Below are 26255 nucleotides of genomic sequence, written 5' to 3'. Positions count from 1 at the left end.
CTTGATTTCAACCAGGCTGAAAATCGGTATGGTGTGCGCTCGCTTGAACGTATGAGAACATAATGACTACAGCTATTCGAACGTCAGGAAAACAGGGCGCGCTGCTGATTGCAGGCATCCTGATGATTGCCACCACGCTTCGCGTCACCTTTACCGGGGCAGCGCCGCTGCTCGACACCATCCGTCAGGACTACGGTTTAACCACCGCACAAACTGGGTTGCTCACCACGCTGCCGCTGCTGGCATTCGCGTTAATCTCTCCCCTCGCCGCAGGCGTCGCCCGCCGTATCGGTATTGAGCGCAGCCTGTTTCTCGCCCTGCTGCTGATTTGCGCCGGAATTGGCGTACGCTCCCTGCCTTCGGCCTCTCTGCTGTTTATCGGTACGGCGGTCATCGGCTGCGGTATCGCACTGGGCAATGTGCTGTTACCGGGGTTAATCAAGCGCGACTTCCCGGGACAGGTGGCTAAGCTCACCGGGGCTTATTCCCTGACAATGGGGGCGTCTGCTGCGTTAGGCTCCGCGATGATTGTTCCCCTGGCGCTGGGTGATGCGGGCTGGCACGGCGCGCTGCTGATGCTGATGATCTTCCCGCTGGTCGCCCTGCTGCTGTGGCTGCCGCAGTGGCGCCAGACACCAGCCGCCACCGTGACCGGCGCAGGCGCGTTGAACAATCGCGCCATCTGGCGCTCTGCCCTTGCCTGGCAGGTGACTCTGTTTCTGGGAATCAACTCGCTGATTTACTACGTAATCATCGGCTGGCTGCCGGCGATTTTACTCAGCCACGGCTACAGCGAAACACAGGCAGGCTCGATGCACGGCCTGCTACAGCTGGCCACCGCCGTGCCGGGTTTTGTTGTCCCACTGCTCCTCCATCGCCTGAAGGATCAGCGCGGGATCGCCGGTATCGTGGCGCTGATGTGCGCGGTGAGCGCGGCGGGATTCTGGTTTGCGCCTGATATGGCGGTAATATGGACGCTGGTGTTTGGCTTTGGATCCGGTGCGACCATGATCCTCGGCCTGACCTTCATCGGTCTGCGCGCCAGCTCTGCGCACCAGGCGGCGGCGTTATCCGGTATGGCGCAGTCGATTGGTTATCTGCTGGCCGCCTGCGGGCCACCGCTGATGGGGAAAATCCACGACACAGCCGGAGACTGGCGCATTCCACTGATGGCCTGCGCGCTGGCCGCCGCGGTGATGGCGGTTTGCGGCGTGCTTGCCGGGCGTGACCGGGAGATCACACCCCGCTAATGACAAGGGCAGACCCGATGGTCTGCCCTTGTTTTATCCGCGTGCCGCTCGCAGCATGGCCTGCACCAGCACCACCGGACGCCCTTCAAGCGCGGCACGTTCGTGCTGGAATAAGGTGATCACAAAGAACGGATGCGTAACCAGTTCGGCTGCGCGAATGTCGCCCTGCTCGTCCCAGCCCGTGACGCGCATATCACCGCTTGCCAGCTCCTGCGCAAATTCTGGCGACACGCCATAGTTACAGTGATAACCCTCTACAATTTCCGGCTTTCCGTAGGCTTTCGCGATAAGCGTATTATTGCGCAGTTCAATGGCATCGGTTTTTTCCACCAGCGAGCAGGTCAGCGGCGCAATCACCATCGTCCCTTCGGTATCCGTTTCGGCATGAGCCGCATCACTCCAGCCCAGCACATTGCGCGCGTACTCAATCAATGCATGCTGGAATCCGCCGCAGGTCCCGAGGAAGGGAATACTGTTTTCACGGGCGTAGCGTGCGGCGATAAAGGCCGCCTCGGTGTTCTTATAGGGGCTTGCAGGCACCAGCCAGATGGCATCATAGCCTACCAGGTCTTCCGGACTGGTCAGCTCCGTTGTCGCAAGCCAGTCGTAGTCGGCGGTGAGATCCAGTACAGCAGCGGCATCGTCAATTGCCAGTGGGATCGCCTGATGCGCAACCACATTAGGGTTATAATCGCCAACAAGGGCAATGCGCAGCGTCGTTTTAACCGGGAGATGTTCCATGAGGGAGTCCTTATGCCAAAGAATTATCAGATAACATAAGGAACCTCAGACTACCGATCTTCTGCAATTATCACAATACCTTAAATTGGGAGGGGCGAAATATGATTCAGTGCAAGCGCCTGTACGATCGGGCGAGTCAGGACGACGGCTATCGGGTTCTGGTGGACAGGTTGTGGCCACGCGGGGTGAAAAAAACAGACCTCGCGTATGATGAATGGTGTAAAACGCTCACGCCTTCAAATACATTGCGAAAAGCATTTCATAGCGAAACGATTGATTTCGCGGCTTTCAGTAAGGCGTACCGGGAAGAACTGGCGCAGCATAAAGACGAAGGCCAGCGTCTTGCGGCTCTGGCAAACCGGCAGACCTTAACCCTGCTCTACGGCGCTAAAGACAAGGCGCAAAATCATGCCCTGGTATTGGCCGACTGGCTGCGCCATCTGTAATCAACCGATCGTCAGTTCATCACAGGTCTGCGATGTTTCGTCCGGCGTCAGCGGCAGCAGATGTTCCGGGCGGACAAACGCAAAGCCGTGCTGGTTATCAAACGCGTAGACATCACCCGTCACCAGCCACAGCGCACGATCCGCCGTGGCAGGTAGTTGCGTCATCACGCCGTTTACTGGATTAACAAAACGCTGACCTGGCTGGCAAAGACCAAACAGCTCCACAGATTTTCCAACGTTACGGCGGCCAGCTGGCGTACGCGCGCCAATGATTATCGCCAGGCTGCCCGGCTTTAACTGAAACATACTTCTCTCGCGGTCAATATCGCCAGAAACTGGCTAAGAATAATCCTAAATAGAAGTGTATCGCAGACAGTATCCCGATGTCACCTGGCAGGTTGCGGATGATCGCGACGGTAGAGGTCCCATTCATCTATCACTTCACCGCCAGGCAGTTTGCACTCGGTACGCACGCCCTGGGGACTTTGCACAGGGACCTGTTCGCCCCCTTTCTCCAGGCAGTAAACGGAGGCCGGGTTCGCCATCCCTACCTCGTGCGGCGGCATTGGCGCGTCGGGTTGAGTGGCTTTTGTTGTGCATGCCGCGAGCGGTAACGCCAGCGCCAGTAAGAGATATTTCTTCATCGCGATTCCTTAAAGCGTCCTGAAAACGTCAGGGTAACGGGTCAGGAGGCTTTTCTCCATGATTTCTCCATCGTAACTGCACTTTTAAGCCTTACAGTACCGCGTGTTCTCGATATGACCAGAGAACATCATTCCGTAATCAAGATGTCTTTGCCCCGGTCTCTGCACCGGGGCCTTTTTGTCTCCAGAATCGCCCCGGAGAATGTATAAAATTTGTTATATTCATGTTTTACTATGTCGAAATTGGAAAATTTCAGCATAACATGCAGATGCAGACGTCTTCTGTATGGGAGTCTACCCACGTCATGTCGGATATCATCCTTGCCCGTGTTTCTGAAACACTCGCCACCGAGCAATCCTTAGAAAGCCTTGTACGCCAGCTGCTGGAGATGCTGGAAATTGTGACCGAAATGGAGTCCACCTACCTGACAAAGGTGGATATCAACGCGCGGCTGCAGCACATTCTTTATGCCCGCAACAGTAAGCAGATGCAGATCCCTGAAGGGCTGAGCGTTCCGTGGGGGGATACCCTGTGCAAGCGCGCAATTGACAGCGATACCCTGTTCAGCAACGACGTGGCGGGTCGCTGGCCTGATTGCGAAGCGGCAAAAGCGCTTGGGATTACAACCTACATGAGTATTCCTATTCACCTCGCTGATGGTTCTATTTACGGTACCCTCTGCGCGACCAGCACGGAAAAAAAGCGGCTTAGCGAGCGCGGTGAGCAAGTGCTGAAACTGTTTGCCGGTTTAATTGCCCAGTACATTCAGAAAGAGTCCCTGGTTGCACAGCTTCGCGAAGCCAATGCAGCGCTCATCGCCCACTCGTATACCGATGCCCTCACGGGGTTACCCAACCGTCGGGCGATTTTCGAGAATCTCACCACCCTGTTTTCCTTAGCTAAACACCTTAAACGCAGCGCCATTATTGCATTTATCGATCTGGATGATTTCAAACTGATTAACGATCGCTTCGGGCATGAAACGGGCGATCGGTTCCTGATCGAAGTGGGCAAGCGACTCACTGTGGAACAGGACGAGGACGAGATCGTCGGAAGACTAGGCGGCGACGAGTTTCTGGTAGCTTGTCTGAGTCAAAGCACGGAAGAAGCCGAAAGGACGCAGGTTAATCTGCTGAAAACCCGGCTTAGCGCCCGTATTGCGGGTGAATACTGGCTCGGTCAGGTTCATATTGTGTATCCGGGTGCGAGCCTGGGCGTCGTCGAAGTTGATCCCGCCAGTACCGATGCGGACAGCGCGTTACAGGCGGCGGATATGGCGATGTATCAGGACAAAAAAGGAAAAAGCAAAACACGCTTTCTCACGATGGATTAACCCCGTACACTCTATGGCGTTTCGTAAAACGATAAAGGTGATGGCATGAGAATAGGGATCCTCTTCCCGGTTGTTATTTTTATAACGGCGGTGGTTTTTTTAGCGTGGTTTTTCATTGGCGGTTACGCTGCGCCGGGGGCATAAATGAGAAAAACAACCATCATTATGTTGATCGTGGCAATCGTGGCTGTCGCAGGTTCACAGTTCGGCTGGTGGTAAACCTCCAATGTAAAAAGGCCGCCGTCTGGCAGCCTTTTTCAGCAAATAACAGAGTTAGCTTTTGATTTTTCTGTAGATAAACAGAACCACCAGGGCACCAATCACCGCAACGGCAAAGCTGCCAAAATTGAAGCCATCCACCTTGCCGAACCCGAACAGGGTACTGATCCAGCCGCCAACGACTGCACCCACGATCCCCAGTATTACGGTTACGAAGAACCCACCACCATCTTTGCCCGGCATAATCCACTTCGCCAGGATCCCCGCAATCAGCCCAAAGATAATCCAGGATAAAATTCCCATAGCTTTCCTCTCTGTATGGTTTTTGTCATTAAATCAACGACACAGAAAAGGATAGCACAGGATTTAAGAAAGGAAATTTGTGATAAGCATCACAGGGTTTGATTGAGTAAAATCTGACCTATAAAAAATGTCGTTCCACATGAAGTGTGGGGTTGCAACTTTTGTTGAGAAAGATTATCTTTCTCAACACTGAATAGTTGAGTGAAATACTCAGGTATTCAGTACGACATTGCTCACATTGCTTCCAGTATTTCTTGCCCACTCTTGAGTGGGCTTTTTTTTGTCTAAAAAACCGAAATATCATACCGCAATAAAGGCGTGCTGATTTCGTCCTGCCCGTTTTGCCTGGTAGAGCGCACGATCGGCAGCAATAATAATGTTCTGCTGGCTGCCTGCAATCTCCACTGCCCGCGCGGTAGAGACCCCTACGCTTACCGTTACCCGCCCAAAGGGGCTGAAGTTGTGTTCAATATTGAGGGCACAAACATTGCGAATAATCGATTTGCCCAGGCGACACGCCTCCTCAATATCGGTGTCAGGCAAGATGAGTGCAAATTCCTCTCCGCCGTATCGCGCCACAATTTGGTTGTCACGGGTAAGGCTTTTCCTGAGGCAATCGCCCAGAAGGCTAAGACAGCGATCCCCTTCCGGGTGCCCGTAGTTGTCATTGTATTTTTTGAAGAAATCCGCATCCACGATCAGCACCGAAAGCGGCGAATTGTCAGCCGCGCAGCGTGCGATTTCAGACAGGATCTTTTCATCAAATGCGCGGCGATTGAAAAGCCCGGTCAATGCATCTTCAGAGGCAATGATTTGAAGCTCTTTATTTGCCCGGTTTTTTCTGGAGAGATCTAGATATAAAAAGTAGGACGCGACGATCAGCACGGCGGTTAAAATAAGAATAACAACGGAGAGCTGAATGGCCTGCTTGCGCCAGGGAGAGAGTGCCTCCTCTTTGCTGACCGCTACGGTGGTCACTAAACCATAGCGTTTGTTTTTCTCAAAGGCATAAATGCGTTCGATTTTATCAAACCGTGAGACGGAACTGGCTATCCCGGCATTTTGTACCTTCAGATACTCCTTAAAGAGGGGTGAGTCAGAAACAATCGCACCAATATAGTTATTTTTAAAAGGATGCCGAACCAGTAATACGCCAGTGGGTGTCGTTAAACCAATAACCCCTGAATGACCAATGTTAATCTGTCCGTACAACGCAAGAAAGTTTTCGATACCCAGCGTAACCACGACAACCCCGTTAAAGGCCCCCGAATGCGTTTGCAGGCGTCGACTGATGGTAATCACCCATTTACCGTTTGTTCTGCTCACCACAGGTTGACCAATAAAAATCTGCGAACTTTTATTTTCTTCGTGATAGACAAAAAATGGCCTGTCTGCCCCTTTACGGGAACCGGAAAAACCCTCATGCAATGCCGTGAAGATATCCCCTTTCGCATCGTAGACAACGACATTATTTATCTGAGAAAGTAAATCATCCTGATTTTTTATTACCCGCTGAATATTCACAGCCTGCTGCGGCGTCATGCCATAAATTTCAATCATGTCAGAGACGGTGGTAATCAACATTTCACTTTGGCGCATAATCCCCTCCGTGTACACATCGAGGGTATGGCTCAGGTTGGCAACGCTGGTATTAATTTGTTGAATTGATTGCTGCCTGGACGTGGCGATCTGAACGACAAGCGACAGCGAAATAATCAGTGAGACGATGATGACGGTAATGGTTGTTGTGTTAAACGCGTTTTTCACATGCACGAGCTAATCCACCTTATCACGCCTGATATCCCTGGCTGACAACTCTTGTCACTGTAACAAAGGTCAGTATAAGAGGAAAATAAATTGTACTTAAGCCATGAACTTGTAACTACCTGGATTGGCTGGTTGCGAATTTTGCTTTAAGCGCTATGCTTTACCTCTTCTCTTAGCAATCATGTCATTGACCCCATGAACGTATCAAGCAAGTTCGTTATTTGCCTTAACCTGATTTCTGCGAGCACATTATTGTTCATACTGTCGACACGGTTTGAATGGTTTTGAACAGCTGACAGGAAAACAGGAAAATGAAAAAGACCATTGCCGTTGCTTCCATTTCAAGGCTTCTGGTCATTATCGCTCTATAATGCGGTAAACGCGGTTATTGTCGGGTAACAAAAAGACAAGCAGCGCGAAATGCCTCATACGTTTTAGAGCTATTCCGAAAATCTTCCCAACCTGTCGCCTCCGCACTGGAAAAGCGCATGTTGCAGAGTTGGCCCGATAATGCGCGCTACTCGTTGCCCCACTGGTTCAGGAAGTTCGCGACATCATCAATGCGAGCAGTGCGGATTCCTGCTGTATCAGCCATCTCTTGCTGATCTTCCTCGCTGATTTCCTCATTATTCGACAAACGGGTGAGCAACAGCTGGAAGTAATGAGCCAATGCGTCGCGTTCAGCGTCGTTTACGGGCTCAGCCGCTTCAGTCGAGTATTCATCGACGATGTCATAAAATTTCAGTGGGATAGTGTTGTTCATAACGGTCTCGTCTTTAACCTGTAAGAATAAGTGATGAGTATATCGGACGGTTTACGCCGACCAAAGCGTTGCTTCAGATAAGTCGCGCAAGAAGTGCCGCAAGCGCCGGCATTGCCTGCACATACAAAATTTTCCGGCTGGCAGTGACTGCGCCAAATATACCGGCTATCAGCACGCAGGTCAGAAAGAAGATGGCCACATCGCTCCCCTTTTCACCGAGCCAGAGGCTCCACAGCAGGCCCGCCGCCAGAAAACCGTTATACAGTCCCTGGTTCGCGGCCAGCACGCGGGTTTCATGCGCAAACTCCGGGCTGAGATTAAAAGCCTTATGCCCCGTTCTGGTATTCCACAGAAACATTTCCAGGACAAGAATGTAGAGATGAATGAACGCAACAACAGCAATTAGGATGGTCGCTAACATCGAGTGGTCTCCCGCAGGCAGAGGCAAAAAATGCCGCCCCATTGGACGGCATTTTGAAATCAACGAACCAGGTGCAGGAAGTGCAGATGCTTTTCATACTGGTCCAGTATGTCATTAATAAGCTGTTCCTGGTTCCAGCCCATCACATCATAATTTTGACCGCCTTCTTTTAAATAGACCTCAGCGCGATAATATCGATGTTGCTCAGCCTGCTGCTCATCATTATCCATCGCAGCCAGTGCGAAAGTCGGTGAGTTATATCCACGAAGCCTTACTTCATAAATGTAATTTAGCTCGTTGCCTAAATCGACTTCAAGTCGAATACGATCATCGGCGCCATCATTTATATGACTTATCGTCCCCTGTTTGTTCAGTTCTTCCTGAACCAGCGTCATGGCAGGTTGGATAACATCGTCCATAAAACGTTTCACAAGAGAACGCTTTGGCAAATAAGCGATATTACGCAACCTTCTCTGCCAGGGAATAGGGTTGCGAGCAGCCGTCGGAGCAATGGTCGCCATGCTCAGACTTTCACGCTTGGTCAGGTCACGACGGAGCGCTTTTAACAGACCGTATATTGATATCAGTAAGATCACTGAGAAGGGTAATGCGCTCGCTATCGTTACGGTCTGCAACGCACTCAGCCCCCCTGCTATCAGCAGGGCAATAGCAACAACGCCCATGAGTGATGCCCAGAAAATTCGCTGCCAGACAGGCGTGTTAGCGACGCCGCCAGACGCCAGAGTATCAACAACCATTGCGCCCGAGTCAGCAGAGGTTACAAAGAAAACAATAACCATCGCCATTGCAATAAATGACAACACAGACGAGAACGGGAAGTGTTCCAGGAAATTAAACAGCGCCAGAGCCACATCCTGTTGGACGGTATTTGCCAGGTCAGTGGCGCCCTGGTTCATGATGAGATAAATGGCGCTGTTTCCAAACACCGTCATCCACATGAGTGTAAAACCGGCGGGAACAAACAACACGCCAGTCACGAACTCACGAATTGTCCTGCCACGGGAAACGCGTGCGATGAACATCCCCACAAACGGCGACCATGAAAGCCACCATCCCCAGTATAATAACGTCCAGCCCCCCAGCCAGTTACTTGACTTCGGTTCATAGGCGTAAAGGTTGAACGTTTTACTCACCAGTTCCGAAAGATAACCACCCGTATTTTCCACAAATGATTTCAGCAGAAGCACAGTGGGGCCCAGGCACAGGACCAGCGCCAGGAGCAACACCGCCAGGCCCAGATTAAGCTCAGACAGGATGCGTATTCCCTTGTCCAGGCCGGACACCACCGAAATCGTCGCTAACCCCGTGATGACCACGATCAGAATGACCTGTACCGTTTCATTGATGGGCACGCCGAAAAGATGGTTCAAACCGGCATTCACCTGCAATACACCGTAGCCCAGCGATGTCGCAACGCCAAAGACAGTGCCTATAACGGCGAAGATATCAACCGCATGGCCTATAGGCCCGTAAATGCGATCGCCGATAATGGGATAGAGTGCAGAACGCAGCGTTAAAGGCAGACCGTGACGGTAACTGAAAAAGGCCAGAATCAGCGCCACGATGGCATAAATTGCCCATGCATGCAGACCCCAGTGGAAGAACGTCAGGCGCATGGCTTCCTTCGCTGCCGCAACGGTCTCTGGGGTGCCGACGGGAGGCGAAAGATAATGCATCACAGGCTCGGCAACGCCAAAGAACATCAGGCCGATCCCCATCCCTGCCGAAAAAAGCATCGCAAACCAGGAGTGATAGCTGAAATCGGGCTGCGCATGGTCCGGACCCAGCTTGATATCTCCGTATCGTGAGAGTCCCAGGAACGTGACGCTCAGCAAAATCAGAGCCACAGCAAGGATGTAGAACCAGCTGGCATTTGTGAAGATTTGTTGTTGCAGTAATTTAAAATTTTTGTCGGCGACATCCGGGAATACGGCGGCAAAGGCGACAAGAAGGAAAATTAACAAAGCAGATGTAAAGAATACCGCTTTGTTAATCTGGCTTTTAGACTTCTTTGGGTTAGTATCATTTTCACTCATCGTTATTCATTCCATTAACGTTCGAACGCTCTGGATCTAAAGCGTTGTCTTCCTTAGGGTAGCAAACATCCACTACTTTTGCAGTCAGGTGTGCATTGCGCTTAAGCTCGTTTATTACGAACAATCTGATGTGGATAAAGCAGGCAGTAAGCTGGCGATTTGGCTTCTGTATATCCAGTGAAAGAGAGCTCTTCGGCCAAATATCATTGATGACATCTGAGGACGCAATTTTTTAAAGGATTGGGACAAGTATTCTCGACCCTTCCTAAAAATAATAAAAAACGGGAGCCAACAGGCTCCCGTTACTGCTTAACCCAGTATCTGGATTACATATTCGCGATAATCGCGTCGCCAAACTCTGAACATTTCAGCAGCTTAGCGCCTTCCATCAGACGTTCGAAGTCATAGGTTACGGTTTTCGCGTTAATCGCGCCTTCCATACCTTTAACGATCAGGTCTGCGGCTTCGAACCATTCCATATGACGCAGCATCATTTCTGCGGACAGGATGATGGAGCCTGGGTTCACTTTGTCCTGGCCTGCGTATTTTGGTGCAGTACCGTGGGTCGCTTCGAACAGGGCGCACTCGTCACCGATGTTCGCGCCAGGGGCGATACCGATACCGCCAACCTGCGCTGCCAGGGCGTCAGAGATGTAGTCACCGTTCAGGTTCATACAGGCGATCACGTCGTATTCAGCAGGACGCAGCAGGATCTGCTGCAGGAACGCATCGGCGATCACATCTTTGATGATGATCTCTTTGCCGGTGTTCGGGTTCTTGATCTTCTGCCATGGGCCGCCGTCGATCAGCTCACCACCGAACTCTTCGGTCGCCAACTGGTAGCCCCAGTCTTTGAACGCGCCTTCGGTGAACTTCATGATATTGCCTTTGTGAACCAGGGTCACAGAGTCACGGTCGTTGGTGATCGCGTATTCGATGGCCGCACGCACCAGACGTTTGGTACCGTCTTCTGAGCATGGCTTGATGCCAATACCGCAATGTTCAGGGAAGCGAATTTTCTTCACGCCCATCTCTTCGCGCAGGAATTTAATCACTTTTTCTGCGTCAGCAGAGTCCGCTTTCCATTCGATACCTGCGTAGATGTCTTCTGAGTTTTCGCGGAAGATAACCATGTCGGTCAGTTCAGGGTGCTTAACCGGGCTTGGGGTGCCCTGGTAGTAACGAACCGGACGCAGACACACATACAGATCCAGCTCCTGACGCAATGCCACGTTCAGGGAACGGATACCGCCGCCAACTGGCGTCGTCAGTGGGCCTTTAATAGCAACGCGGTAGTCGCGGATCAGGTCCAGCGTTTCTGCTGGCAGCCAGACGTCCTGGCCATAAACTTGAGTAGATTTCTCACCGGTGTAAATTTCCATCCAGGAAATTTTACGCTCGCCTTTGTAGGCTTTCTCAACAGCGGCATCAACCACTTTCAGCATTGCCGGGGTAACGTCTACACCGATACCGTCGCCTTCAATGAACGGGATAATCGGATTGTGAGGAACGTTAATCTTGCCGTTTTGCAGGGTGATCTTTTTACCTTCCGCCGGAACAACTACTTTGCTTTCCATTAACCTCTCCTTCGAGCGCTTCTGGTTGTTACTGATCTTATGTTAATAAATTGTAATGAGCCCTTCGATAGTACCTGATTGTCCGACGCCATGAAAGGTCTTCGTTATTAGGCTATAATGCGGCAATTGATAACGCCTGAAAATACCATGAAGAAAACTTCTTTTACAAAACACCGGGTTGAGCGATTCAGCTCGCGACAAGCCACCAGAAGACCGCAAGAAACCCAGCCAACGCGGGTGATTCTGTTCAATAAACCCTACGATGTTTTGCCGCAGTTCACCGACGAAGCCGGGCGAAGCACGCTGAAGGACTACATCCCCGTCCAGGGCGTCTACGCAGCCGGTCGACTGGACCGCGACAGCGAAGGGCTACTGGTCTTAACCAACGACGGCGCCTTACAGGCAAAGCTCACGCAGCCGGGCAAACGTACCGGGAAAATTTACTTTGTGCAGGTGGAAGGCGAGCCGGATGACGCTGCGCTGGCAACGTTGCGCAGCGGCGTAACGTTAAATGACGGTCCCACCCTGCCTGCGGGTATTGAGCGTGTGAATGAGCCGGAATGGCTATGGCCGCGCAACCCACCGATTCGTGAACGTAAATCCATTCCGACAAGCTGGCTTAAAATCACCCTGTATGAAGGCCGCAACCGACAGGTTCGCCGGATGACGGCACACGTTGGCTTCCCTACCCTGCGTCTGATTCGCTACGCCATGGGCAGCTACACGCTGGATTCACTGGCGAACGGCGAATGGCGGGACGCTGTCCCTTAAGGAGAGACGATGTTCAAACCTCATGTTACGGTCGCCTGTGTGGTTCACGCCCGGGGCAAATTCCTTGTTGTTGAAGAGAGCATCAACGGTAAAGCGCTGTGGAACCAGCCTGCCGGGCATCTTGAAGCCAATGAAACCCTGGTGCAGGCAGCGAAACGCGAGCTGTGGGAAGAGACCGGCATTCACGCTGAGCCCCAGCACTTCATCCGTATGCACCAGTGGATCGCGCCCGATAGCACCCCGTTCCTGCGCTTTCTGTTCGCCGTTGAGCTTAGCGAAACGTGCGCCACTGAGCCGCACGATGACGATATCGATCGCTGCCTGTGGGTGACCGCCGACGAGATCCTGAGCGCGCCAAACCTGCGCTCGCCGCTGGTTGCGGAAAGCATCCGCTGCTGGCAGTCTGCGGGTCGCCTGCCGCTGGATGTCATCGGAGAATTTAACTGGCCGTTTACAGAGGGTGTCAACGGTGGGGGGGCGTGATAGAATACGCCGCCTTGAAGTTCAATGTCGTGAGTATTCCATGTCAGATAATAGCCAGAAAAAAGTGATCGTCGGCATGTCCGGCGGTGTCGATTCCTCCGTTTCCGCCTACCTGTTACAGCAACAGGGCTATAAGGTGGAGGGCCTGTTCATGAAGAACTGGGAGGAAGATGATGGTGAGGAATATTGCACTGCCGCTGCGGATCTCGCCGATGCGCAGGCCGTGTGCGACAAGCTCGGCATTGAACTGCACACCGTAAACTTTGCTGCGGAATACTGGGACAACGTCTTCGAACTGTTCCTGGAAGAGTACAAAGCGGGCCGCACGCCGAACCCCGATATTCTCTGCAACAAAGAGATCAAATTCAAAGCCTTCCTGGAATTCGCCGCAGAAGATTTGGGCGCAGACTATATTGCGACCGGTCACTACGTGCGTCGCGCAGACGTGGATGGCAAAAGCCAGCTCCTGCGCGGTCTGGACGGCAATAAAGACCAGAGCTACTTCCTTTATACGCTGGGCCACGAACAGATTGCCCAAAGCCTGTTCCCGGTTGGCGAGCTGGAAAAGCCTGAAGTGCGTAAAATCGCCGAAGAGCTGGACCTGATCACCGCCAAGAAAAAAGACTCTACCGGCATCTGCTTCATCGGCGAGCGTAAATTCCGCGAGTTCCTGGGGCGCTACCTGCCCGCGCAGCCTGGCAAAATTGTCACCGTTGACGGCGATGAAATTGGTCAGCATCAGGGTCTGATGTACCACACGCTCGGCCAGCGTAAAGGGCTGGGTATCGGCGGGACCAAAGACGGCAGCGAAGATCCGTGGTACGTCGTCGACAAAGATGTTGAAAACAACATTCTGGTTGTTGCTCAGGGCCACGATCATCCGCGTCTGATGTCCGTTGGCCTTATCGCGCAGCAGCTGCACTGGGTCGATCGTGAGCCGCTGAAAGGCACGCTGCGCTGCACGGTAAAAACGCGCTACCGTCAGACCGATATTCCCTGCACCGTCACCGCGCTGGATGACGATCGCATAGAGGTGCGTTTTGACGAGCCGGTTTCTGCCGTTACGCCGGGCCAGTCAGCTGTTTTTTACAGCGGCGAAATTTGCCTGGGCGGCGGGATCATAGAACAGCGCCTGCCGCTGCCCGCTGTTTAATACGATTGCACACATAAAGGAGACCGTGTGGCGAAGAACTACTACGACATCACCCTGGCGCTGGCGGGAATTTGCCAGTCAGCCCGTCTGGTGCAACAGCTGGCGCATCAGGGTCACTGCGACGCTGACGCCCTGCACGTTTCACTTAACAGCGTTATCGATCTCAACCCGGGCTCTACGCTGGGTGTTTTCGGCGGCAGTGAAGCCAATCTTCGTCTCGGTCTTGAAACCCTGCTCGGCGTGCTCAATGCCAGCAACCGTCAGGGTTTAAACGCGGAATTAACCCGCTACACGTTAAGCCTGATGGTACTGGAGCGTAAGCTGAACGGCGCAAAAGGCGCGATGAATACGCTGGGCGATCGCATTGCCGGGCTGCAGCGTCAGCTCGAGCATTTTGACCTGCAGTCGGAAACGCTGCTGAGCGCGATGGCGGGGATTTATGTCGACGTCATCAGCCCGCTTGGCCCGCGCATTCAGGTCACCGGCTCTCCTGCCGTACTGCAAAGCCCACAGGTGCAGGCGAAGGTTCGCGCCTCGCTGCTCGCAGGCATCCGCGCCGCCGTGCTGTGGCATCAGGTCGGCGGCGGCCGCCTGCAGTTAATGTTTTCTCGTAATCGCCTGACCACTCAGGCAAAACAAATTCTTGCTCATTGTTAACCTCCCGGAGTTGCGAATTATGGAATTATCCTCACTGACCGCCGTATCCCCTGTCGATGGACGCTACGGCGATAAAGTCAGCGCGCTGCGCGGGATCTTCAGCGAATATGGTTTGCTGAAGTTCCGTGTTCAGGTCGAAGTACGCTGGCTGCAGAAGCTGGCCGCCCAGGCAGCAATCAAGGAAGTTCCTGCTTTTGACGAAAAGGCAAACGATTACCTTGATAAAATCGTTGCTGACTTCAACGAAGAAGACGCTGCGCGCATTAAGACCATTGAACGCACCACCAACCACGATGTGAAGGCGGTTGAGTATTTCCTGAAAGAAAAAGTGGAAAGCGTTCCTGCCCTGCACGCCGTGTCTGAATTCATTCACTTTGCCTGCACCTCTGAAGACATCAACAACCTGTCTCACGCGCTGATGCTCTCCACCGCGCGCAAAGAAGTCGTGCTGCCATACTGGCGTAAAATCATCGACGCGGTGAAAGCGTTGTCCGTGGAATACCGCGACATTCCGCTGCTTTCCCGTACCCACGGCCAGCCAGCGACCCCATCCACCATGGGTAAAGAGATGGCGAACGTCGCATACCGTATGGAGCGTCAATACCGTCAGCTGGAGCAGGTTGAGATCCTCGGCAAAATCAACGGTGCCGTTGGCAACTATAACGCCCACATCGCCGCCTACCCGGAAGTGGACTGGCACCAGTTCAGCGAAGAGTTCGTGACCTCTCTGGGCATTCAGTGGAACCCGTACACCACCCAGATTGAGCCGCACGACTATATCGCCGAACTGTTTGACTGCATCGCCCGCTTCAACACCATCCTGATCGACTTCGATCGTGACGTATGGGGCTACATCGCGCTGAACCACTTCAAGCAGAAAACCATCGCCGGTGAAATCGGCTCGTCCACCATGCCACACAAGGTGAACCCGATCGACTTCGAAAACTCCGAAGGCAACCTGGGCCTGGCGAACGCTATGCTGCAGCATATGGCGAGCAAACTGCCGGTTTCCCGCTGGCAGCGTGACCTGACAGACTCCACCGTGCTACGTAACCTGGGCGTGGGCATTGGCTACGCGCTGATCGCGTATCAATCTACCCTGAAAGGCGTGAGCAAACTGGAAGTGAACCGTGACCGTCTGCTGGACGAGCTGGATCACAACTGGGAAGTGCTGGCGGAGCCAATTCAGACCGTGATGCGCCGTTACGGCATTGAAAAACCGTACGAGAAGCTGAAAGAGCTGACCCGCGGCAAACGCGTTGACGCCGAAGGCATGAAGCAGTTTATCGACGGTCTGGAACTGCCGGAAGACGAGAAAACGCGCCTCAAGGCGATGACCCCGGCGAACTACATTGGTCGCGCCGTCACGATGGTTGACGAGCTGAAGTAACCCTCCTCTCCCCCCCTTTTCGCCCGAAAAGGGGGATGCTTTTCCCCGGTTTAGTCAATGTTTATCACCACAACAACATAATCAGCGTTAAACTATTCATACCAATTATTTAGGGAGAAGAGATGATGCGCGTACTGGTTGTTGAGGATAACGCATTGCTACGTCATCACCTGAAAGTTCAGCTTCAGGAGATGGGACATCAGGTGGACGATGCTGAAGATGCAAAAGAAGCCGATTATTATCTCAATGAACACTTACCGGATATCGCCATTGTCGATTTAGGCTTGCCGGATGAAGACGGTCTCTCACTGATCCGCCGCTGGCGCAGCCATGACGTCTCTCTGCCGGTGCTGGTCCTGACCGCCCGTGAAGGCTGGCAGGATAAAGTTGAAGTGCTCAGCGCGGGTGCGGACGACTACGTGACGAAGCCGTTTCATATCGAAGAAGTTGCGGCGCGCATGCAGGTGCTGTTACGCCGCAACAGCGGGCTGGCCTCGCAGGTTATCTCCCTTCCGCCATTCCAGGTTGATCTTTCCCGCCGCGAATTTTCCATCAACGGTGAAGTGATCAAGCTGACGGCGTTCGAATACACCATCATGGAGACGCTTATCCGTAATAACGGCAAAGTGGTAAGCAAGGATTCCTTAATGCTCCAGCTTTACCCGGATGCCGAACTAAGGGAGAGCCACACCATTGACGTGCTGATGGGTCGTTTGCGCAAAAAAATTCAGGCGCAATACCCACATGACGTGATCACCACGGTTCGTGGTCAGGGTTACCTGTTCGAATTACGCTAATGAAAGGGATTTCGCGACACTTTCTACCCCTTTCGCTGCGGGTTCGCTTTCTGCTGGCAACCGCTGCCGTGGTGCTGGTACTTTCTCTTTCCTATGGGATAGTGGCGCTGGTCGGGTATAGCGTGAGCTTCGATAAAACTACCTTCCGTCTGTTACGCGGCGAAAGTAACCTGTTTTATACCCTGGCGAAGTGGGAAGATAACCACATTACCGTGGATATGCCTGAGCACCTCAACCAGCAAAGCCCAACGCTGGCATTGATTTATGATGAAAAAGGCAAACTGCTGTGGGCTCAGCGCGACGTCCCCTGGCTGAAAAAACGCATTCGCCCGGAATGGCTCAGGACGAATGGTTTTCATGAGATTGAGGCCGATCTCAATTCAACCAGCGCATTGCTGCATGACGATCGCGCCCTTCAGCAAAAGCTTAATGAGATACGTGAAGATGACGACGACACGGAGATGACCCACTCCGTCGCCATTAATCTCTATCCCGCTACCATGAACATGCCGCAGCTGACCATCGTGGTGATTGACACCATTCCGGTTGAGCTTAAACGCTCCTACATGGTCTGGAGCTGGTTCGTGTACGTTCTGGCCGCCAATCTTCTGCTGGTTATCCCTCTGCTGTGGGTCGCTGCATGGTGGAGCTTGCGCCCGATAGAATCACTGGCCAAAGAGGTTCGCGAGCTGGAAGAACATCATCGCGAAAAGCTCAATCCGGAAACCACGCGCGAGCTCACCAGCCTGGTGCGTAATCTTAACCGCCTGCTGAAAAGCGAGCGCGAACGCTATGATAAATACCGCACTACGCTCACCGACCTGACGCACAGCCTTAAGACGCCGCTGGCGGTCATGCAGAGCACGCTGCGTTCCATGCGTAGCTCAACGCTCAGCGTTGATGATGCAGAGCCTGTGATGCTCGAGCAGATCAGCCGTATCTCGCAGCAAATTGGCTATTATCTCCATCGCGCCAGCATGCGTTCAGGCAGTGCGTTATTGAGCCGCGAGCTGCATCCGGTGGCACCTTTACTGGATAACCTCACTTCCGCGCTGAACAAGGTGTATCAACGTAAAGGGGTGAATATCAGCCTAGATATCTCGCCGGAAATCAGCTTCGTGGGCGAGAAAAATGATTTCATGGAAGTGATGGGTAACCTGCTCGATAACGCCTGTAAATACTCCCTGGAGTTTGTGGAAGTGTCCGCGCGCCAGACGGATAACGAGCTGCATATCATCGTTGAAGACGACGGGCCAGGCATTCCGCGCAACAAACGTGAAGTGGTGTTTGATCGTGGTCAACGCGCCGATACGCTGCGTCCGGGTCAGGGGGTGGGGTTAGCCGTCGCCCGGGAGATTGTCGATCAGTACGATGGCAAAATTGAAACGGGTGAAAGCCTGCTGGGCGGTGCGCGAATGGAGGCTATTTTTGGCCGCCAGCATCCCACATCGAACGATACTTGACCCGTTATGTGAAAAATGCGCGGATCTCGCACTCAGGCTCCTGAGCTTCCGTTATAATCCGACTCAATAAGAGCCTGCGGAATACAAAAATATGGAATATCACTTAGCACTGAACTGGCCCGAGTTTATCGAGCGCTACTGGCAAAAACGCCCGGTGGTTCTTAAACGCGGGTTCAGCAATTTTGTCGATCCTATCTCGCCTGACGAACTGGCCGGCCTGGCCATGGAAAACGAAGTCGACAGCCGCCTGGTAAGCCACCAGGACGGAAAATGGCAGGTTAGCCACGGTCCTTTCGAAAGTTACGATCACCTGGGCGAGAACAACTGGTCTTTACTGGTGCAGGCGGTCAACAACTGGCACGAGCCTACCGCCGCCTTAATGCGCCCGTTCCGCGCCCTGCCCGACTGGCGAATGGACGACCTGATGATCTCCTTCTCCGTTCCCGGTGGCGGCGTTGGCCCGCATCTGGATCAGTACGACGTGTTTATCATTCAGGGTACCGGCCGCCGTCGCTGGCGCGTTGGCGACAAAGTGCCGATGAAACAGCACTGCCCACATCCGGACCTTCTTCAGGTTGACCCCTTTGAAGGGATCATCGACGAAGAGCTGGAGCCGGGTGATATCCTCTACATTCCGCCGGGATTCCCTCACGAAGGTTACTCCCTGGAAAACTCACTCAACTACTCCGTGGGGTTCCGCGCGCCAAGCGGTCGCGAGATGATCAGCGGCTTTGCTGACTACGTTCTGCAGCGCGAGCTGGGCAGCTATCGCTACAGCGACCCGGACGTACCTGCACGCGAGCATCCGGCGGATATCCTGCCAGAAGAACTGGATAAGCTGCGCGGCATGATGCTGGATTTGATCAACGAGCCGGAGCACTTCAAACAGTGGTTTGGTGAGTTCGTCAGCCAGTCGCGCCACGAGCTTGACGTTGCGCCGCCGGAGCCACCGTATCAGGCCGATGAGATTTATGATGCCTTGCAGCAGGGTGACAAGCTGGTTCGCCTCGGTGGGTTACGCGTGCTGCGCATTGGCGAAGATGTCTTCGTGAACGGCGAAAAGCTGGATTCTCCGCACCGTCCGGCGCTGGAAGCCATCGCCAGCCATCAGGTGTTGCACGCCGAAACGTTTGGCGACGCGCTGGAAGACCCGTCATTCCTCGCGATGCTGGCCGCGCTGGTGAACAGCGGGTACTGGTTCTTTGAGGACTGATCGGTGATATTTGCCGGGTGGCGGCTGCGCCTTACCCGGCCTACAAAAGCACGATCCCGTAGGCCCGGTAAGCGTAGCGCCACCGGGCGTTTTTATCTGCGCTCACCCGCCATAAAATCCTCGATCTCTCCCGCCCAATCCTCTGGATATAACCCTTCCCGTACGTCCCGATGAAACGTTGAATACGGCCAGTCGCGAACCTTACTGACGTAGCCATGCTTCAGCGGATTGATATAGATGTAATCCACATGCCGCCGGTAATCCTGTTCATTGCGAATGGTGTGCTCCCAGAAGCGCGGCTGCCATATGTGGCGCATGTCGATGTTGCGGCTAAACGTTTTTTTAATATCCCGCCAGCGGGCCGAAAAGTCGCTGTCGCCTTCCGGTAAGGTCCAGATACAGTGCATATGTTCGGGAAGGATAACCCAGGCGTTTATGGTAAAGGGCTTCGCGCGTTTAACCGTAGAGGTGGCAGCACGCAGGCTGTCGATATGACGGGTAAGCAAATCACTCTGGCGCTTTTGCAGGTTGACGGTGAAGAACCAGGTTCCACCTGGGATGTAGTGGCGACGGTAGTTTGACATGGCGCTCCTTGCCTTAATGCCGGGTGGCGGCTGCGCCTTACCCGGCCTACGATCCGAATGTAGGCCCGGTAAGCATAGCGCCACCGGGCGTTTTCTCAGCGTTTTGCCGTCAATTCAGCAATCCGCACAATCACCTTCACCGCTTTTTCCATCCCTTCCAGCGTCACAAACTCATGCTTGCCGTGGTAGTTATACCCGCCGGTAAACAGGTTCGGGCAAGGTAATCCCATAAACGATAGCTGCGAGCCATCCGTCCCGCCGCGAATCGGCTTCAGCTGCGGTTCAATGTCACAGTCGCGCATGGCCTGCTGAGCGATATCGAGAATATGCGGATGCGCCATCACCTTCTCACGCATATTGTAATAGCTGTCTTCAATGATCAGCTCAATGTAACAATCAGGGTGTAACCCTTTACCCACCTTCTTGGCGATCTCCATCATCTTACGCTTGCGCGCCTCAAAGGCCTTGCGGTCGAAATCGCGAACGATGTAGTGCATCTGCGCGCTGTCCACGGTGCCTTTGATGCTGGTCAGGTGATAAAAACCTTCATACCCTTCCGTCATTTCAGGGCTCTCTTCCGCCGGAACCTCAGCATGAATACGCGACGCCAGCGACAGCGCGTTCACCATTACACCTTTCGCGGAGCCTGGGTGAACGTTGTTCCCCACAATCTTGATCGTCACCGACGCGGCGTTGAAGTTCTCATACTCGAGTTCACCGACACCGCCGCCGTCAACGGTATAGGCCCACTTCGCATTGAAGTCCTCGACGTCGAAATGTTTTGCGCCCTTGCCCACCTCTTCATCCGGCGTAAAGGCCACGCGGATATCACCGTGCGGGATATTTTTGCCTTTCAGCACCGCCAGCGCCGTCATGATCTCCGCAATGCCCGCCTTGTCATCCGCCCCCAACAGCGTTTTGCCGTCGGTGGTGATCAGCGTCTGGCCCAGCAGCTGGTGCAGCACCGGGAACATCACCGGTGAGAGCACTTCATCACCAATGCCCAGCGCAATGTCGCCGCCGCGGTAGTTTTCAACAATCTGCGGGTTCACATGTTTGCCGCTAAAATCCGGAGAGGTGTCGACATGGGAGATAAAGCCAATCGCCGGGATATCCCCGTCGACATTGGCAGGCAGCGTGCCCATCACAGTGCCTTTCTCGCTTAACGTGACGTTGACCAGCCCCATGGCGTCAAGCTGCTCTTTAAGCAGGTTTAATAACTTCCACTGGCCTTCGGTGCTCGGCACCTGGCGAACACCCGGCTTAGATTGGGTATCCAGCGAAACGTACTGTAAAAAACGCTCAAGTAATTTATCCATGCAGTCACCCTCACTTTTTGTGACAACATTATCAATAAGCATCAAAACGCAAATATTGCGTCAGGTCACTTTTATCCCGCAAACGAGAATATTTTCCGTTTATATCGTTATGCGTTAGTAAATGTAGCTTATGAATCAGTGACAAGGATTGGCGATTGGAGGGGATTGCCGTAGAATGTCCGCCCTCATTACGAGTCACCAAGGTGGTTACACACAAACCCCGCTTCAGTCTGCTGCCTGAGGCGTCTATATGGGACAGCGCAAAAATTGAATACACATTCCCGTTCACGTTCACCGCTGGTGCAGCTGGAACGAATTCGTAAAAGCTTTGATGGCAAAGTTGTTATTTCCGACCTTACTCTCACCATCAACGACGGTGAGTTTCTGACGCTGCTTGGCCCCTCTGGCTGCGGCAAAACCACCGTACTGCGGCTTATCGCCGGGCTGGAAAGCGTTGATAACGGCCATATCCATCTAGAGAACCAGGACATTACCCAGGTTCCCGCAGAAGACAGACACGTCAATACCGTCTTTCAGAGCTACGCCCTGTTCCCGCACATGACCGTGTTTGAGAACGTCGCGTTTGGCCTGCGGATGCAAAAAACACCTGCCGCCGAGATCCCGCCGCGCGTCACCGAAGCCCTGCGGATGGTGCAACTGGAAGAGTTTGCCCAGCGAAAACCCCATCAGCTTTCCGGCGGCCAGCAGCAGCGCGTGGCCATCGCCCGCGCCGTGGTCAATAAGCCTCGCCTGCTCCTGCTGGATGAATCCCTCTCCGCGCTGGATTACAAGCTGCGCAAGCAGATGCAGAACGAACTCAAAGCCCTGCAGCGCAAGCTCGGCATTACCTTTGTCTTTGTCACTCACGACCAGGAAGAAGCCCTGACCATGTCCGACCGCATCGTGGTGATGCGCGACGGCAAAATCGAGCAGGACGGCACGCCGCGCGAAATCTACGAAGAGCCGAAAAATCTGTTTGTCGCCAGCTTCATCGGTGAGATCAATATCTTCGACGCCACGGTAATTGAGCGTCTGGACGACCAGCGCGTACGCGCCAGCGTCGAAGGACGCGAGTGCGCTATCACGGTGAATTTTCCCGTTGAAAAGGGACAAAAGCTCAACGTTCTGCTGCGCCCGGAAGATCTGCGCGTCGATGAAATTCACGGCAATACCGAGGCCGAAGGGTTAATCGGCTATATCCGCGAGCGCAACTACAAAGGGATGACGCTGGAATCTGTCGTCGAGCTGGAGAACGGCAAGATGGTGATGGTCAGTGAGTTCTTTAACGAGGATGACCCGGACTTCGACCACTCTCTCGACCAGAAAATGGTTATCAACTGGGTAGAAAGCTGGGAGGTTGTGCTGGCTGATGAAGAACACAAGTAAATTCCAGAATGTGGTGATCGCCACGATCGTCGGTTGGCTTGTGCTGTTTGTTTTTCTACCCAACCTGATGATTATCGCCACCAGCTTCCTGACTCGCGACGACGCTAACTTCGTTTCGCTGGTCTTTACGCTGGACAACTACACGCGCCTGCTCGATCCGCTCTATTTTGACGTGCTGCTGCACTCGCTCAATATGGCGCTGATTGCCACCCTTGCCTGTCTGGTACTGGGTTATCCCTTCGCATGGTTTCTCGCGGGCCTGCCGCAAAAGGTACGCCCCCTGCTGCTGTTTTTACTGATTGTTCCCTTCTGGACCAACTCGTTAATCCGCATCTACGGGCTGAAAATCTTCCTGAGCACTAAAGGCTATCTCAACGAGTTTCTGCTGTGGCTGGGGGTGATTGATACGCCGATCCGCATTATGTTTACCCCGAGCGCGGTGATTGTCGGACTGGTCTACATACTGCTGCCGTTTATGGTGATGCCGCTCTACTCCAGCATCGAGAAGCTGGATAAACCGCTGCTGGAAGCGGCAAAAGATCTGGGTGCCAGCAAGCTGCAGACCTTTATCCGCATTATTATTCCGCTGACGATGCCCGGTATTATTGCGGGCTGTCTGCTGGTGATGCTCCCGGCGATGGGCTTGTTCTATGTGTCGGATCTGATGGGCGGCGCGAAAAACCTGCTGATCGGCAACGTGATCAAGAGCCAGTTCCTGAACATCCGAGACTGGCCGTTCGGCTCGGCCACCAGCATTACGCTGACGGTGGTGATGGGCCTGATGCTGCTGGTCTACTGGCGCGCCTCACGCTTGCTGAATAAAAAGGTGGAACTCGAATGATCGGTCGACTGCTTCGCGGCGGTTTTATGACCGCCATTTATGCCTATCTCTATATCCCGATCGTTATTTTGATCGTGAACTCGTTTAACAGCTCGCGCTTCGGGATTAACTGGCAGGGTTTTACCACCAACTGGTACAGCCTGCTGATGAATAATGACAGCCTGCTGCAGGCCGCTCAGCACTCGCTTACGATGGCGATCGTCTCCGCCACCTTCGCGACGCTGATTGGCTCCCTCACCGCCGTGGCGCTGTATCGCTATCGCTTTCGCGGTAAACCGTTCGTCAGCGGCATGCTGTTTGTGGTGATGATGTCGCCGGACATCGTGATGGCCATTTCGCTGCTGGTGCTGTTTATGCTGCTGGGCGTACAGCTTGGCTTCTGGTCGCTGCTGTTTTCCCATATCACCTTCTGCCTGCCGTTTGTGGTGGTGACCGTTTTCGCGCGCCTGAAAGGGTTCGACGTGCGCATGCTGGAGGCGGCGAAGGATCTGGGCGCCAGCGAGATGACCATCCTGCGTAAAATCATCCTGCCGCTGGCGATGCCTGCCGTGGCGGCCGGATGGCTGCTCAGCTTCACTCTGTCGATGGATGACGTGGTGGTCTCCTCCTTCGTCACCGGGCCGAGCTATGAAATTCTGCCGTTGAAGATCTACTCAATGGTGAAAGTCGGCGTCTCACCAGAGGTGAACGCGCTGGCGACCATTCTGCTGGTGTTGTCGCTGGTTCTGGTGATCGCCAGCCAGGTTATTGCTCGTGATAAAACAAAATCTCAGGGGACAATGAAATGAAAAAAATGCTCGCCGCTGCAGCGCTGGTGCTTGGCATGAGTGCCGCGCACGCTGATGACAGCAAAACGCTCTACTTCTACAACTGGACCGAATACGTGCCGCCGGGCCTGCTGGAGCAGTTCACCAAAGAAACGGGGATCAAGGTGATCTACTCGACCTATGAGTCGAATGAAACCATGTACGCCAAGCTGAAAACCTACAAAGACGGCGCGTACGATCTGGTCGTTCCCTCAACTTACTTTGTCGACAAAATGCGCAAAGAGGGGATGATCCAGAAGATCGACAAAACGAAGCTAACCCATTTTTCAAACCTCGATCCGGAGATGCTTAACAAGCCGTTCGACCCGAATAACGACTACTCCATTCCGTACATCTGGGGTGCAACCGCGATTGGCGTGAACAGCGATGCTATCGATCCGAAAACGGTGACAGGCTGGGCCGATCTGTGGAAACCCGAGTACAAAGGTAGCCTGCTGTTAACCGACGATGCGCGTGAGGTGTTCCAGATTGCGCTGCGTAAACTCGGCTATTCCGGTAACACCACCGATCCGAAAGAGATTGAAGCAGCCTATAACGAGCTGAAAAAGCTGATGCCTAACGTGGCGGCATTCAACTCTGATAACCCGGCAAACCCGTATATGGAAGGCGAAGTGAATCTGGGGATGGTGTGGAACGGCTCCGCGTATGTTGCTCGCCAGGCCGGTACGCCGCTGGAGGTCGTCTGGCCGAAAGAAGGCGGGATCTTCTGGATGGACAGCCTCTCTATCCCGGCCAATGCGAAAAACGTGGACGGCGCGCTGAAGCTGATTAACTTCCTGCTGCGCCCCGACGTGGCGAAACAGGTTGCCGAGACAATTGGCTACCCGACGCCAAACCTGGCTGCGCGCAAGCTGTTAAGCCCTGAAGTCGCGAATGATAAGTCGCTGTACCCTGATGCTGATACCGTCAGCAAAGGCGAATGGCAGAACGACGTCGGTGACGCGAGCCGTCTTTATGAAGAGTATTATCAGAAGTTAAAAGCAGGTCGTTGAGAGATGACGGGCGACGCAATGTCGCCCGTCACAACTACAACCCCTTCAGGAGTTTATCCACAAAAGCTGGCACCACTTCACTAGCCAGACCATAGTGTTTCTCTTCAAACTCACTGCCCACCTGGCTCGGCTCCAGATTCAGCTCAACCGTATGCGCGCCCTGGAGTTTAGCCTCGTGAACAAATCCCGCCGCCGGATAGACATGCCCGGAGGTGCCGATGGCAATAAACACATCCGCCATCGCCAGCGCGCTGTAGATCTCATCCATGCCCAGCGGCATTTCACCGAACCACACCACGTGCGGACGTAAACGCGCAGGGAACTGACAGCAATGGCATTTGTCTTCCGGCAGAACGTCTTCTTTCCAGTCCAGCACCTGACCGCTCCAGGCGCAGCGAACCTTGAGCAGCTCGCCGTGCATGTGGATGATGTTCTTGTTACCGGCCCGCTCGTGCAGGTTGTCGATATTCTGCGTCACCAGCAGAAAACGATCGCCCAGCGCCTCTTCCAGCCTCGCCAGCGCCAGATGGGCCGCGTTCGGCACAATCTCAGGCTGCTGAAGCTGACGACGACGGGCGTTATAAAACGCCTGCACCAGGTCCGGATCGCGGGCGAAACCTTCCGGCGTCGCCACATCCTCCACGCGGTGCTCTTCCCACAGCCCGTCCGCCGCGCGGAAGGTTCGAATTCCTGACTCGGCGGAGATCCCCGCGCCGGTCAGCACCACCACTCTGGGTTTATCCATCGCTTCTGGCATCATTCTGTCTCTGAAAAAGATCCGCTGGCGCAAGCGCTCACGCAAGCGGCGTTTATTTTTGCGAAAACGGCTGAGTCGACCCTGGCGACGCGACAGCATA

At 53.7% G+C, this 26255-nt stretch carries 30 protein-coding genes; 18 read left to right on the top strand and 12 right to left on the bottom strand.

Annotated elements, in window-relative coordinates; genetic code table 11:
* Positions 1–62 precede the first annotated feature (62 nt).
* Positions 63–1250, top strand: coding sequence for a CynX/NimT family MFS transporter (locus K5E19_RS01525; RefSeq protein ID WP_221549697.1), 1188 nt, complete (start codon positions 63–65; stop codon positions 1248–1250).
* A 33-nt stretch (positions 1251–1283) separates the two neighbouring features.
* Here K5E19_RS01525 and K5E19_RS01520 read toward each other — a convergent pair whose 3' ends face one another.
* Positions 1284–1991, bottom strand: a complete 708-nt coding sequence (locus K5E19_RS01520; RefSeq protein WP_221549696.1) for a CTP synthase — start codon at positions 1989–1991, stop codon at positions 1284–1286.
* 101 nt (positions 1992–2092) lie between these two features.
* Here K5E19_RS01520 and K5E19_RS01515 point away from each other — a divergent pair, with 101 nt between their 5' ends.
* Positions 2093–2437, top strand: a complete 345-nt coding sequence (locus tag K5E19_RS01515; RefSeq protein WP_221549695.1) for a DUF488 domain-containing protein — start codon at positions 2093–2095, stop codon at positions 2435–2437.
* Here the strand turns inward: K5E19_RS01515 and K5E19_RS01510 are convergent, their stop codons facing one another.
* Positions 2438–2743, bottom strand: a complete 306-nt coding sequence (locus K5E19_RS01510) for a periplasmic protein (protein WP_042714215.1) — start codon at positions 2741–2743, stop codon at positions 2438–2440.
* A gap of 80 nt (positions 2744–2823) precedes the next feature.
* On the bottom strand, positions 2824–3081 hold the full coding sequence (locus tag K5E19_RS01505) for a DUF333 domain-containing protein (RefSeq protein WP_221549694.1): 258 nt from the start codon (positions 3079–3081) through the stop codon (positions 2824–2826).
* 305 nt (positions 3082–3386) lie between these two features.
* Here K5E19_RS01505 and K5E19_RS01500 point away from each other — a divergent pair, with 305 nt between their 5' ends.
* The 3 genes from K5E19_RS01500 to yoaJ are packed head-to-tail and all read left to right on the top strand — an operon-like array spanning position 3387 to position 4634.
* Entirely contained in the window at positions 3387–4415 is a 1029-nt protein-coding gene (locus K5E19_RS01500; RefSeq protein ID WP_221550018.1) for a sensor domain-containing diguanylate cyclase, read from the top strand.
* Between the two features lie 45 nt (positions 4416–4460).
* Positions 4461–4559 (top strand): YoaK family small membrane protein, encoded by a 99-nt coding sequence (locus K5E19_RS01495; RefSeq protein WP_119934627.1) that lies wholly within the window; start codon positions 4461–4463, stop codon positions 4557–4559.
* Positions 4560–4634: a protein YoaJ gene (gene yoaJ / locus K5E19_RS24345; protein ID WP_071985424.1), complete on the top strand. Its 75-nt coding sequence runs from the start codon at positions 4560–4562 to the stop codon at positions 4632–4634.
* Between the two features lie 54 nt (positions 4635–4688).
* Here the strand turns inward: yoaJ and K5E19_RS01485 are convergent, their stop codons facing one another.
* The gene (locus tag K5E19_RS01485) at positions 4689–4937 is read right to left on the bottom strand and encodes a GlsB/YeaQ/YmgE family stress response membrane protein (protein WP_010430025.1); all 249 of its coding nucleotides are present in this window, start codon (positions 4935–4937) and stop codon (positions 4689–4691) included.
* Positions 4938–5237: 300 nt separating this feature from the next.
* Entirely contained in the window at positions 5238–6710 is a 1473-nt protein-coding gene (locus K5E19_RS01480) for a sensor domain-containing diguanylate cyclase (RefSeq protein WP_221549693.1), read from the bottom strand.
* Positions 6711–6899: 189 nt separating this feature from the next.
* On the opposite strand from K5E19_RS01480, the gene yncL reads away from it, so the two are divergent.
* Entirely contained in the window at positions 6900–6992 is a 93-nt protein-coding gene (yncL, locus tag K5E19_RS01475) for a stress response membrane protein YncL (RefSeq protein ID WP_109081024.1), read from the top strand.
* A gap of 229 nt (positions 6993–7221) precedes the next feature.
* Here the strand turns inward: yncL and K5E19_RS01470 are convergent, their stop codons facing one another.
* The 4 genes from K5E19_RS01470 to icd all read right to left on the bottom strand — a co-directional run bounded on the left by K5E19_RS01470 (position 7222) and on the right by icd (position 11522).
* Positions 7222–7467 (bottom strand): DUF2543 family protein, encoded by a 246-nt coding sequence (locus K5E19_RS01470; RefSeq protein WP_221549692.1) that lies wholly within the window; start codon positions 7465–7467, stop codon positions 7222–7224.
* A 73-nt stretch (positions 7468–7540) separates the two neighbouring features.
* Positions 7541–7888: a DUF1304 domain-containing protein gene (locus K5E19_RS01465; protein WP_211445986.1), complete on the bottom strand. Its 348-nt coding sequence runs from the start codon at positions 7886–7888 to the stop codon at positions 7541–7543.
* A gap of 59 nt (positions 7889–7947) precedes the next feature.
* Positions 7948–9945 carry a choline BCCT transporter BetT gene (locus K5E19_RS01460; RefSeq protein WP_148399524.1) on the bottom strand — a complete coding sequence of 666 codons (1998 nt, stop codon included), beginning with the start codon at positions 9943–9945 and terminating at the stop codon, positions 7948–7950.
* A 326-nt stretch (positions 9946–10271) separates the two neighbouring features.
* On the bottom strand, positions 10272–11522 hold the full coding sequence (gene icd / locus K5E19_RS01455) for an NADP-dependent isocitrate dehydrogenase (RefSeq protein WP_063142859.1): 1251 nt from the start codon (positions 11520–11522) through the stop codon (positions 10272–10274).
* 117 nt (positions 11523–11639) lie between these two features.
* Here icd and rluE point away from each other — a divergent pair, with 117 nt between their 5' ends.
* The 8 genes from rluE (at position 11640) to K5E19_RS01415 (ending at position 19449) form a co-directional block, all read left to right on the top strand.
* A complete protein-coding gene (gene rluE, locus K5E19_RS01450) occupies positions 11640–12293 on the top strand; it encodes a 23S rRNA pseudouridine(2457) synthase RluE (protein ID WP_221549691.1) in 654 nt (217 codons plus the stop codon).
* Positions 12294–12302: 9 nt separating this feature from the next.
* Positions 12303–12776: an NUDIX hydrolase gene (locus K5E19_RS01445; protein WP_221549690.1), complete on the top strand. Its 474-nt coding sequence runs from the start codon at positions 12303–12305 to the stop codon at positions 12774–12776.
* 40 nt (positions 12777–12816) lie between these two features.
* Positions 12817–13929, top strand: a complete 1113-nt coding sequence (gene mnmA / locus K5E19_RS01440; protein ID WP_221549689.1) for a tRNA 2-thiouridine(34) synthase MnmA — start codon at positions 12817–12819, stop codon at positions 13927–13929.
* Positions 13930–13956: 27 nt separating this feature from the next.
* A complete protein-coding gene (gene hflD / locus K5E19_RS01435) occupies positions 13957–14586 on the top strand; it encodes a high frequency lysogenization protein HflD (RefSeq protein ID WP_221549688.1) in 630 nt (209 codons plus the stop codon).
* Between the two features lie 19 nt (positions 14587–14605).
* Positions 14606–15976, top strand: coding sequence for an adenylosuccinate lyase (purB, locus tag K5E19_RS01430; protein ID WP_120158893.1), 1371 nt, complete (start codon positions 14606–14608; stop codon positions 15974–15976).
* A gap of 125 nt (positions 15977–16101) precedes the next feature.
* Positions 16102–16773, top strand: coding sequence for a two-component system response regulator PhoP (gene phoP, locus K5E19_RS01425; RefSeq protein ID WP_221550017.1), 672 nt, complete (start codon positions 16102–16104; stop codon positions 16771–16773).
* Positions 16773–18236: a two-component system sensor histidine kinase PhoQ gene (phoQ, locus tag K5E19_RS01420; RefSeq protein WP_221549687.1), complete on the top strand. Its 1464-nt coding sequence runs from the start codon at positions 16773–16775 to the stop codon at positions 18234–18236. Before phoP ends, phoQ begins: the two co-directional genes overlap by 1 nt.
* 91 nt (positions 18237–18327) lie before the next feature.
* Positions 18328–19449: a cupin domain-containing protein gene (locus K5E19_RS01415; RefSeq protein ID WP_221549686.1), complete on the top strand. Its 1122-nt coding sequence runs from the start codon at positions 18328–18330 to the stop codon at positions 19447–19449.
* A gap of 92 nt (positions 19450–19541) precedes the next feature.
* Here K5E19_RS01415 and K5E19_RS01410 read toward each other — a convergent pair whose 3' ends face one another.
* Entirely contained in the window at positions 19542–20033 is a 492-nt protein-coding gene (locus K5E19_RS01410) for an REP-associated tyrosine transposase (protein ID WP_221549685.1), read from the bottom strand.
* A 95-nt stretch (positions 20034–20128) separates the two neighbouring features.
* Positions 20129–21352: a peptidase T gene (gene pepT / locus K5E19_RS01405; protein WP_221549684.1), complete on the bottom strand. Its 1224-nt coding sequence runs from the start codon at positions 21350–21352 to the stop codon at positions 20129–20131.
* A 237-nt stretch (positions 21353–21589) separates the two neighbouring features.
* Between pepT and potA the strand changes: the two genes are divergently transcribed.
* The 4 genes from potA to potD are packed head-to-tail and all read left to right on the top strand — an operon-like array spanning position 21590 to position 25398.
* Positions 21590–22738 carry a spermidine/putrescine ABC transporter ATP-binding protein PotA gene (potA, locus tag K5E19_RS01400; protein WP_221550016.1) on the top strand — a complete coding sequence of 383 codons (1149 nt, stop codon included), beginning with the start codon at positions 21590–21592 and terminating at the stop codon, positions 22736–22738.
* Positions 22722–23579, top strand: coding sequence for a spermidine/putrescine ABC transporter permease PotB (gene potB, locus K5E19_RS01395; RefSeq protein WP_221549683.1), 858 nt, complete (start codon positions 22722–22724; stop codon positions 23577–23579). The genes potA and potB overlap by 17 nt, the downstream gene beginning before the upstream one ends.
* The gene (potC, locus tag K5E19_RS01390) at positions 23576–24367 is read left to right on the top strand and encodes a spermidine/putrescine ABC transporter permease PotC (protein WP_193939989.1); all 792 of its coding nucleotides are present in this window, start codon (positions 23576–23578) and stop codon (positions 24365–24367) included. Before potB ends, potC begins: the two co-directional genes overlap by 4 nt.
* Positions 24364–25398: a spermidine/putrescine ABC transporter substrate-binding protein PotD gene (gene potD, locus K5E19_RS01385; protein ID WP_221549682.1), complete on the top strand. Its 1035-nt coding sequence runs from the start codon at positions 24364–24366 to the stop codon at positions 25396–25398. Before potC ends, potD begins: the two co-directional genes overlap by 4 nt.
* A gap of 34 nt (positions 25399–25432) precedes the next feature.
* Here potD and cobB read toward each other — a convergent pair whose 3' ends face one another.
* Positions 25433–26254, bottom strand: a complete 822-nt coding sequence (gene cobB / locus K5E19_RS01380; RefSeq protein WP_221549681.1) for a Sir2 family NAD+-dependent deacetylase — start codon at positions 26252–26254, stop codon at positions 25433–25435.
* Position 26255: the final 1 nt, after the last annotated feature.

This window comes from Enterobacter sp. RIT637 (assembly GCF_019718755.1).
Classification (GTDB): Bacteria; Pseudomonadota; Gammaproteobacteria; order Enterobacterales; family Enterobacteriaceae; genus Enterobacter.
The sequence above is the reverse complement of the archived record's forward strand: the minus strand, read 5'-3'. Positions and strand labels throughout refer to the sequence as shown.

What these genes read in the sequence shown, in the direction of transcription:
- K5E19_RS01525 (WP_221549697.1), top strand. Translation starts at nt 63, where the DNA reads ATGACTACAGCTATTCGAACGTCAGGAAAACAGGGCGCGCTGCTGATT.
- K5E19_RS01520 (WP_221549696.1), bottom strand. Translation starts at nt 1,991, where the DNA reads ATGGAACATCTCCCGGTTAAAACGACGCTGCGCATTGCCCTTGTTGGC.
- K5E19_RS01515 (WP_221549695.1), top strand. Translation starts at nt 2,093, where the DNA reads ATGATTCAGTGCAAGCGCCTGTACGATCGGGCGAGTCAGGACGACGGC.
- K5E19_RS01510 (WP_042714215.1), bottom strand. Translation starts at nt 2,743, where the DNA reads ATGTTTCAGTTAAAGCCGGGCAGCCTGGCGATAATCATTGGCGCGCGT.
- K5E19_RS01505 (WP_221549694.1), bottom strand. Translation starts at nt 3,081, where the DNA reads ATGAAGAAATATCTCTTACTGGCGCTGGCGTTACCGCTCGCGGCATGC.
- K5E19_RS01500 (WP_221550018.1), top strand. Translation starts at nt 3,387, where the DNA reads ATGTCGGATATCATCCTTGCCCGTGTTTCTGAAACACTCGCCACCGAG.
- K5E19_RS01495 (WP_119934627.1), top strand. Translation starts at nt 4,461, where the DNA reads ATGAGAATAGGGATCCTCTTCCCGGTTGTTATTTTTATAACGGCGGTG.
- K5E19_RS01485 (WP_010430025.1), bottom strand. Translation starts at nt 4,937, where the DNA reads ATGGGAATTTTATCCTGGATTATCTTTGGGCTGATTGCGGGGATCCTG.
- yncL (WP_109081024.1), top strand. Translation starts at nt 6,900, where the DNA reads ATGAACGTATCAAGCAAGTTCGTTATTTGCCTTAACCTGATTTCTGCG.
- K5E19_RS01470 (WP_221549692.1), bottom strand. Translation starts at nt 7,467, where the DNA reads ATGAACAACACTATCCCACTGAAATTTTATGACATCGTCGATGAATAC.
- K5E19_RS01465 (WP_211445986.1), bottom strand. Translation starts at nt 7,888, where the DNA reads ATGTTAGCGACCATCCTAATTGCTGTTGTTGCGTTCATTCATCTCTAC.
- K5E19_RS01460 (WP_148399524.1), bottom strand. Translation starts at nt 9,945, where the DNA reads ATGAGTGAAAATGATACTAACCCAAAGAAGTCTAAAAGCCAGATTAAC.
- icd (WP_063142859.1), bottom strand. Translation starts at nt 11,522, where the DNA reads ATGGAAAGCAAAGTAGTTGTTCCGGCGGAAGGTAAAAAGATCACCCTG.
- rluE (WP_221549691.1), top strand. Translation starts at nt 11,640, where the DNA reads ATGCGGCAATTGATAACGCCTGAAAATACCATGAAGAAAACTTCTTTT.
- K5E19_RS01445 (WP_221549690.1), top strand. Translation starts at nt 12,303, where the DNA reads ATGTTCAAACCTCATGTTACGGTCGCCTGTGTGGTTCACGCCCGGGGC.
- mnmA (WP_221549689.1), top strand. Translation starts at nt 12,817, where the DNA reads ATGTCAGATAATAGCCAGAAAAAAGTGATCGTCGGCATGTCCGGCGGT.
- purB (WP_120158893.1), top strand. Translation starts at nt 14,606, where the DNA reads ATGGAATTATCCTCACTGACCGCCGTATCCCCTGTCGATGGACGCTAC.
- phoP (WP_221550017.1), top strand. Translation starts at nt 16,102, where the DNA reads ATGCGCGTACTGGTTGTTGAGGATAACGCATTGCTACGTCATCACCTG.
- phoQ (WP_221549687.1), top strand. Translation starts at nt 16,773, where the DNA reads ATGAAAGGGATTTCGCGACACTTTCTACCCCTTTCGCTGCGGGTTCGC.
- K5E19_RS01415 (WP_221549686.1), top strand. Translation starts at nt 18,328, where the DNA reads ATGGAATATCACTTAGCACTGAACTGGCCCGAGTTTATCGAGCGCTAC.
- K5E19_RS01410 (WP_221549685.1), bottom strand. Translation starts at nt 20,033, where the DNA reads ATGTCAAACTACCGTCGCCACTACATCCCAGGTGGAACCTGGTTCTTC.
- pepT (WP_221549684.1), bottom strand. Translation starts at nt 21,352, where the DNA reads ATGGATAAATTACTTGAGCGTTTTTTACAGTACGTTTCGCTGGATACC.
- potB (WP_221549683.1), top strand. Translation starts at nt 22,722, where the DNA reads ATGAAGAACACAAGTAAATTCCAGAATGTGGTGATCGCCACGATCGTC.
- potC (WP_193939989.1), top strand. Translation starts at nt 23,576, where the DNA reads ATGATCGGTCGACTGCTTCGCGGCGGTTTTATGACCGCCATTTATGCC.
- potD (WP_221549682.1), top strand. Translation starts at nt 24,364, where the DNA reads ATGAAAAAAATGCTCGCCGCTGCAGCGCTGGTGCTTGGCATGAGTGCC.
- cobB (WP_221549681.1), bottom strand. Translation starts at nt 26,254, where the DNA reads ATGCTGTCGCGTCGCCAGGGTCGACTCAGCCGTTTTCGCAAAAATAAA.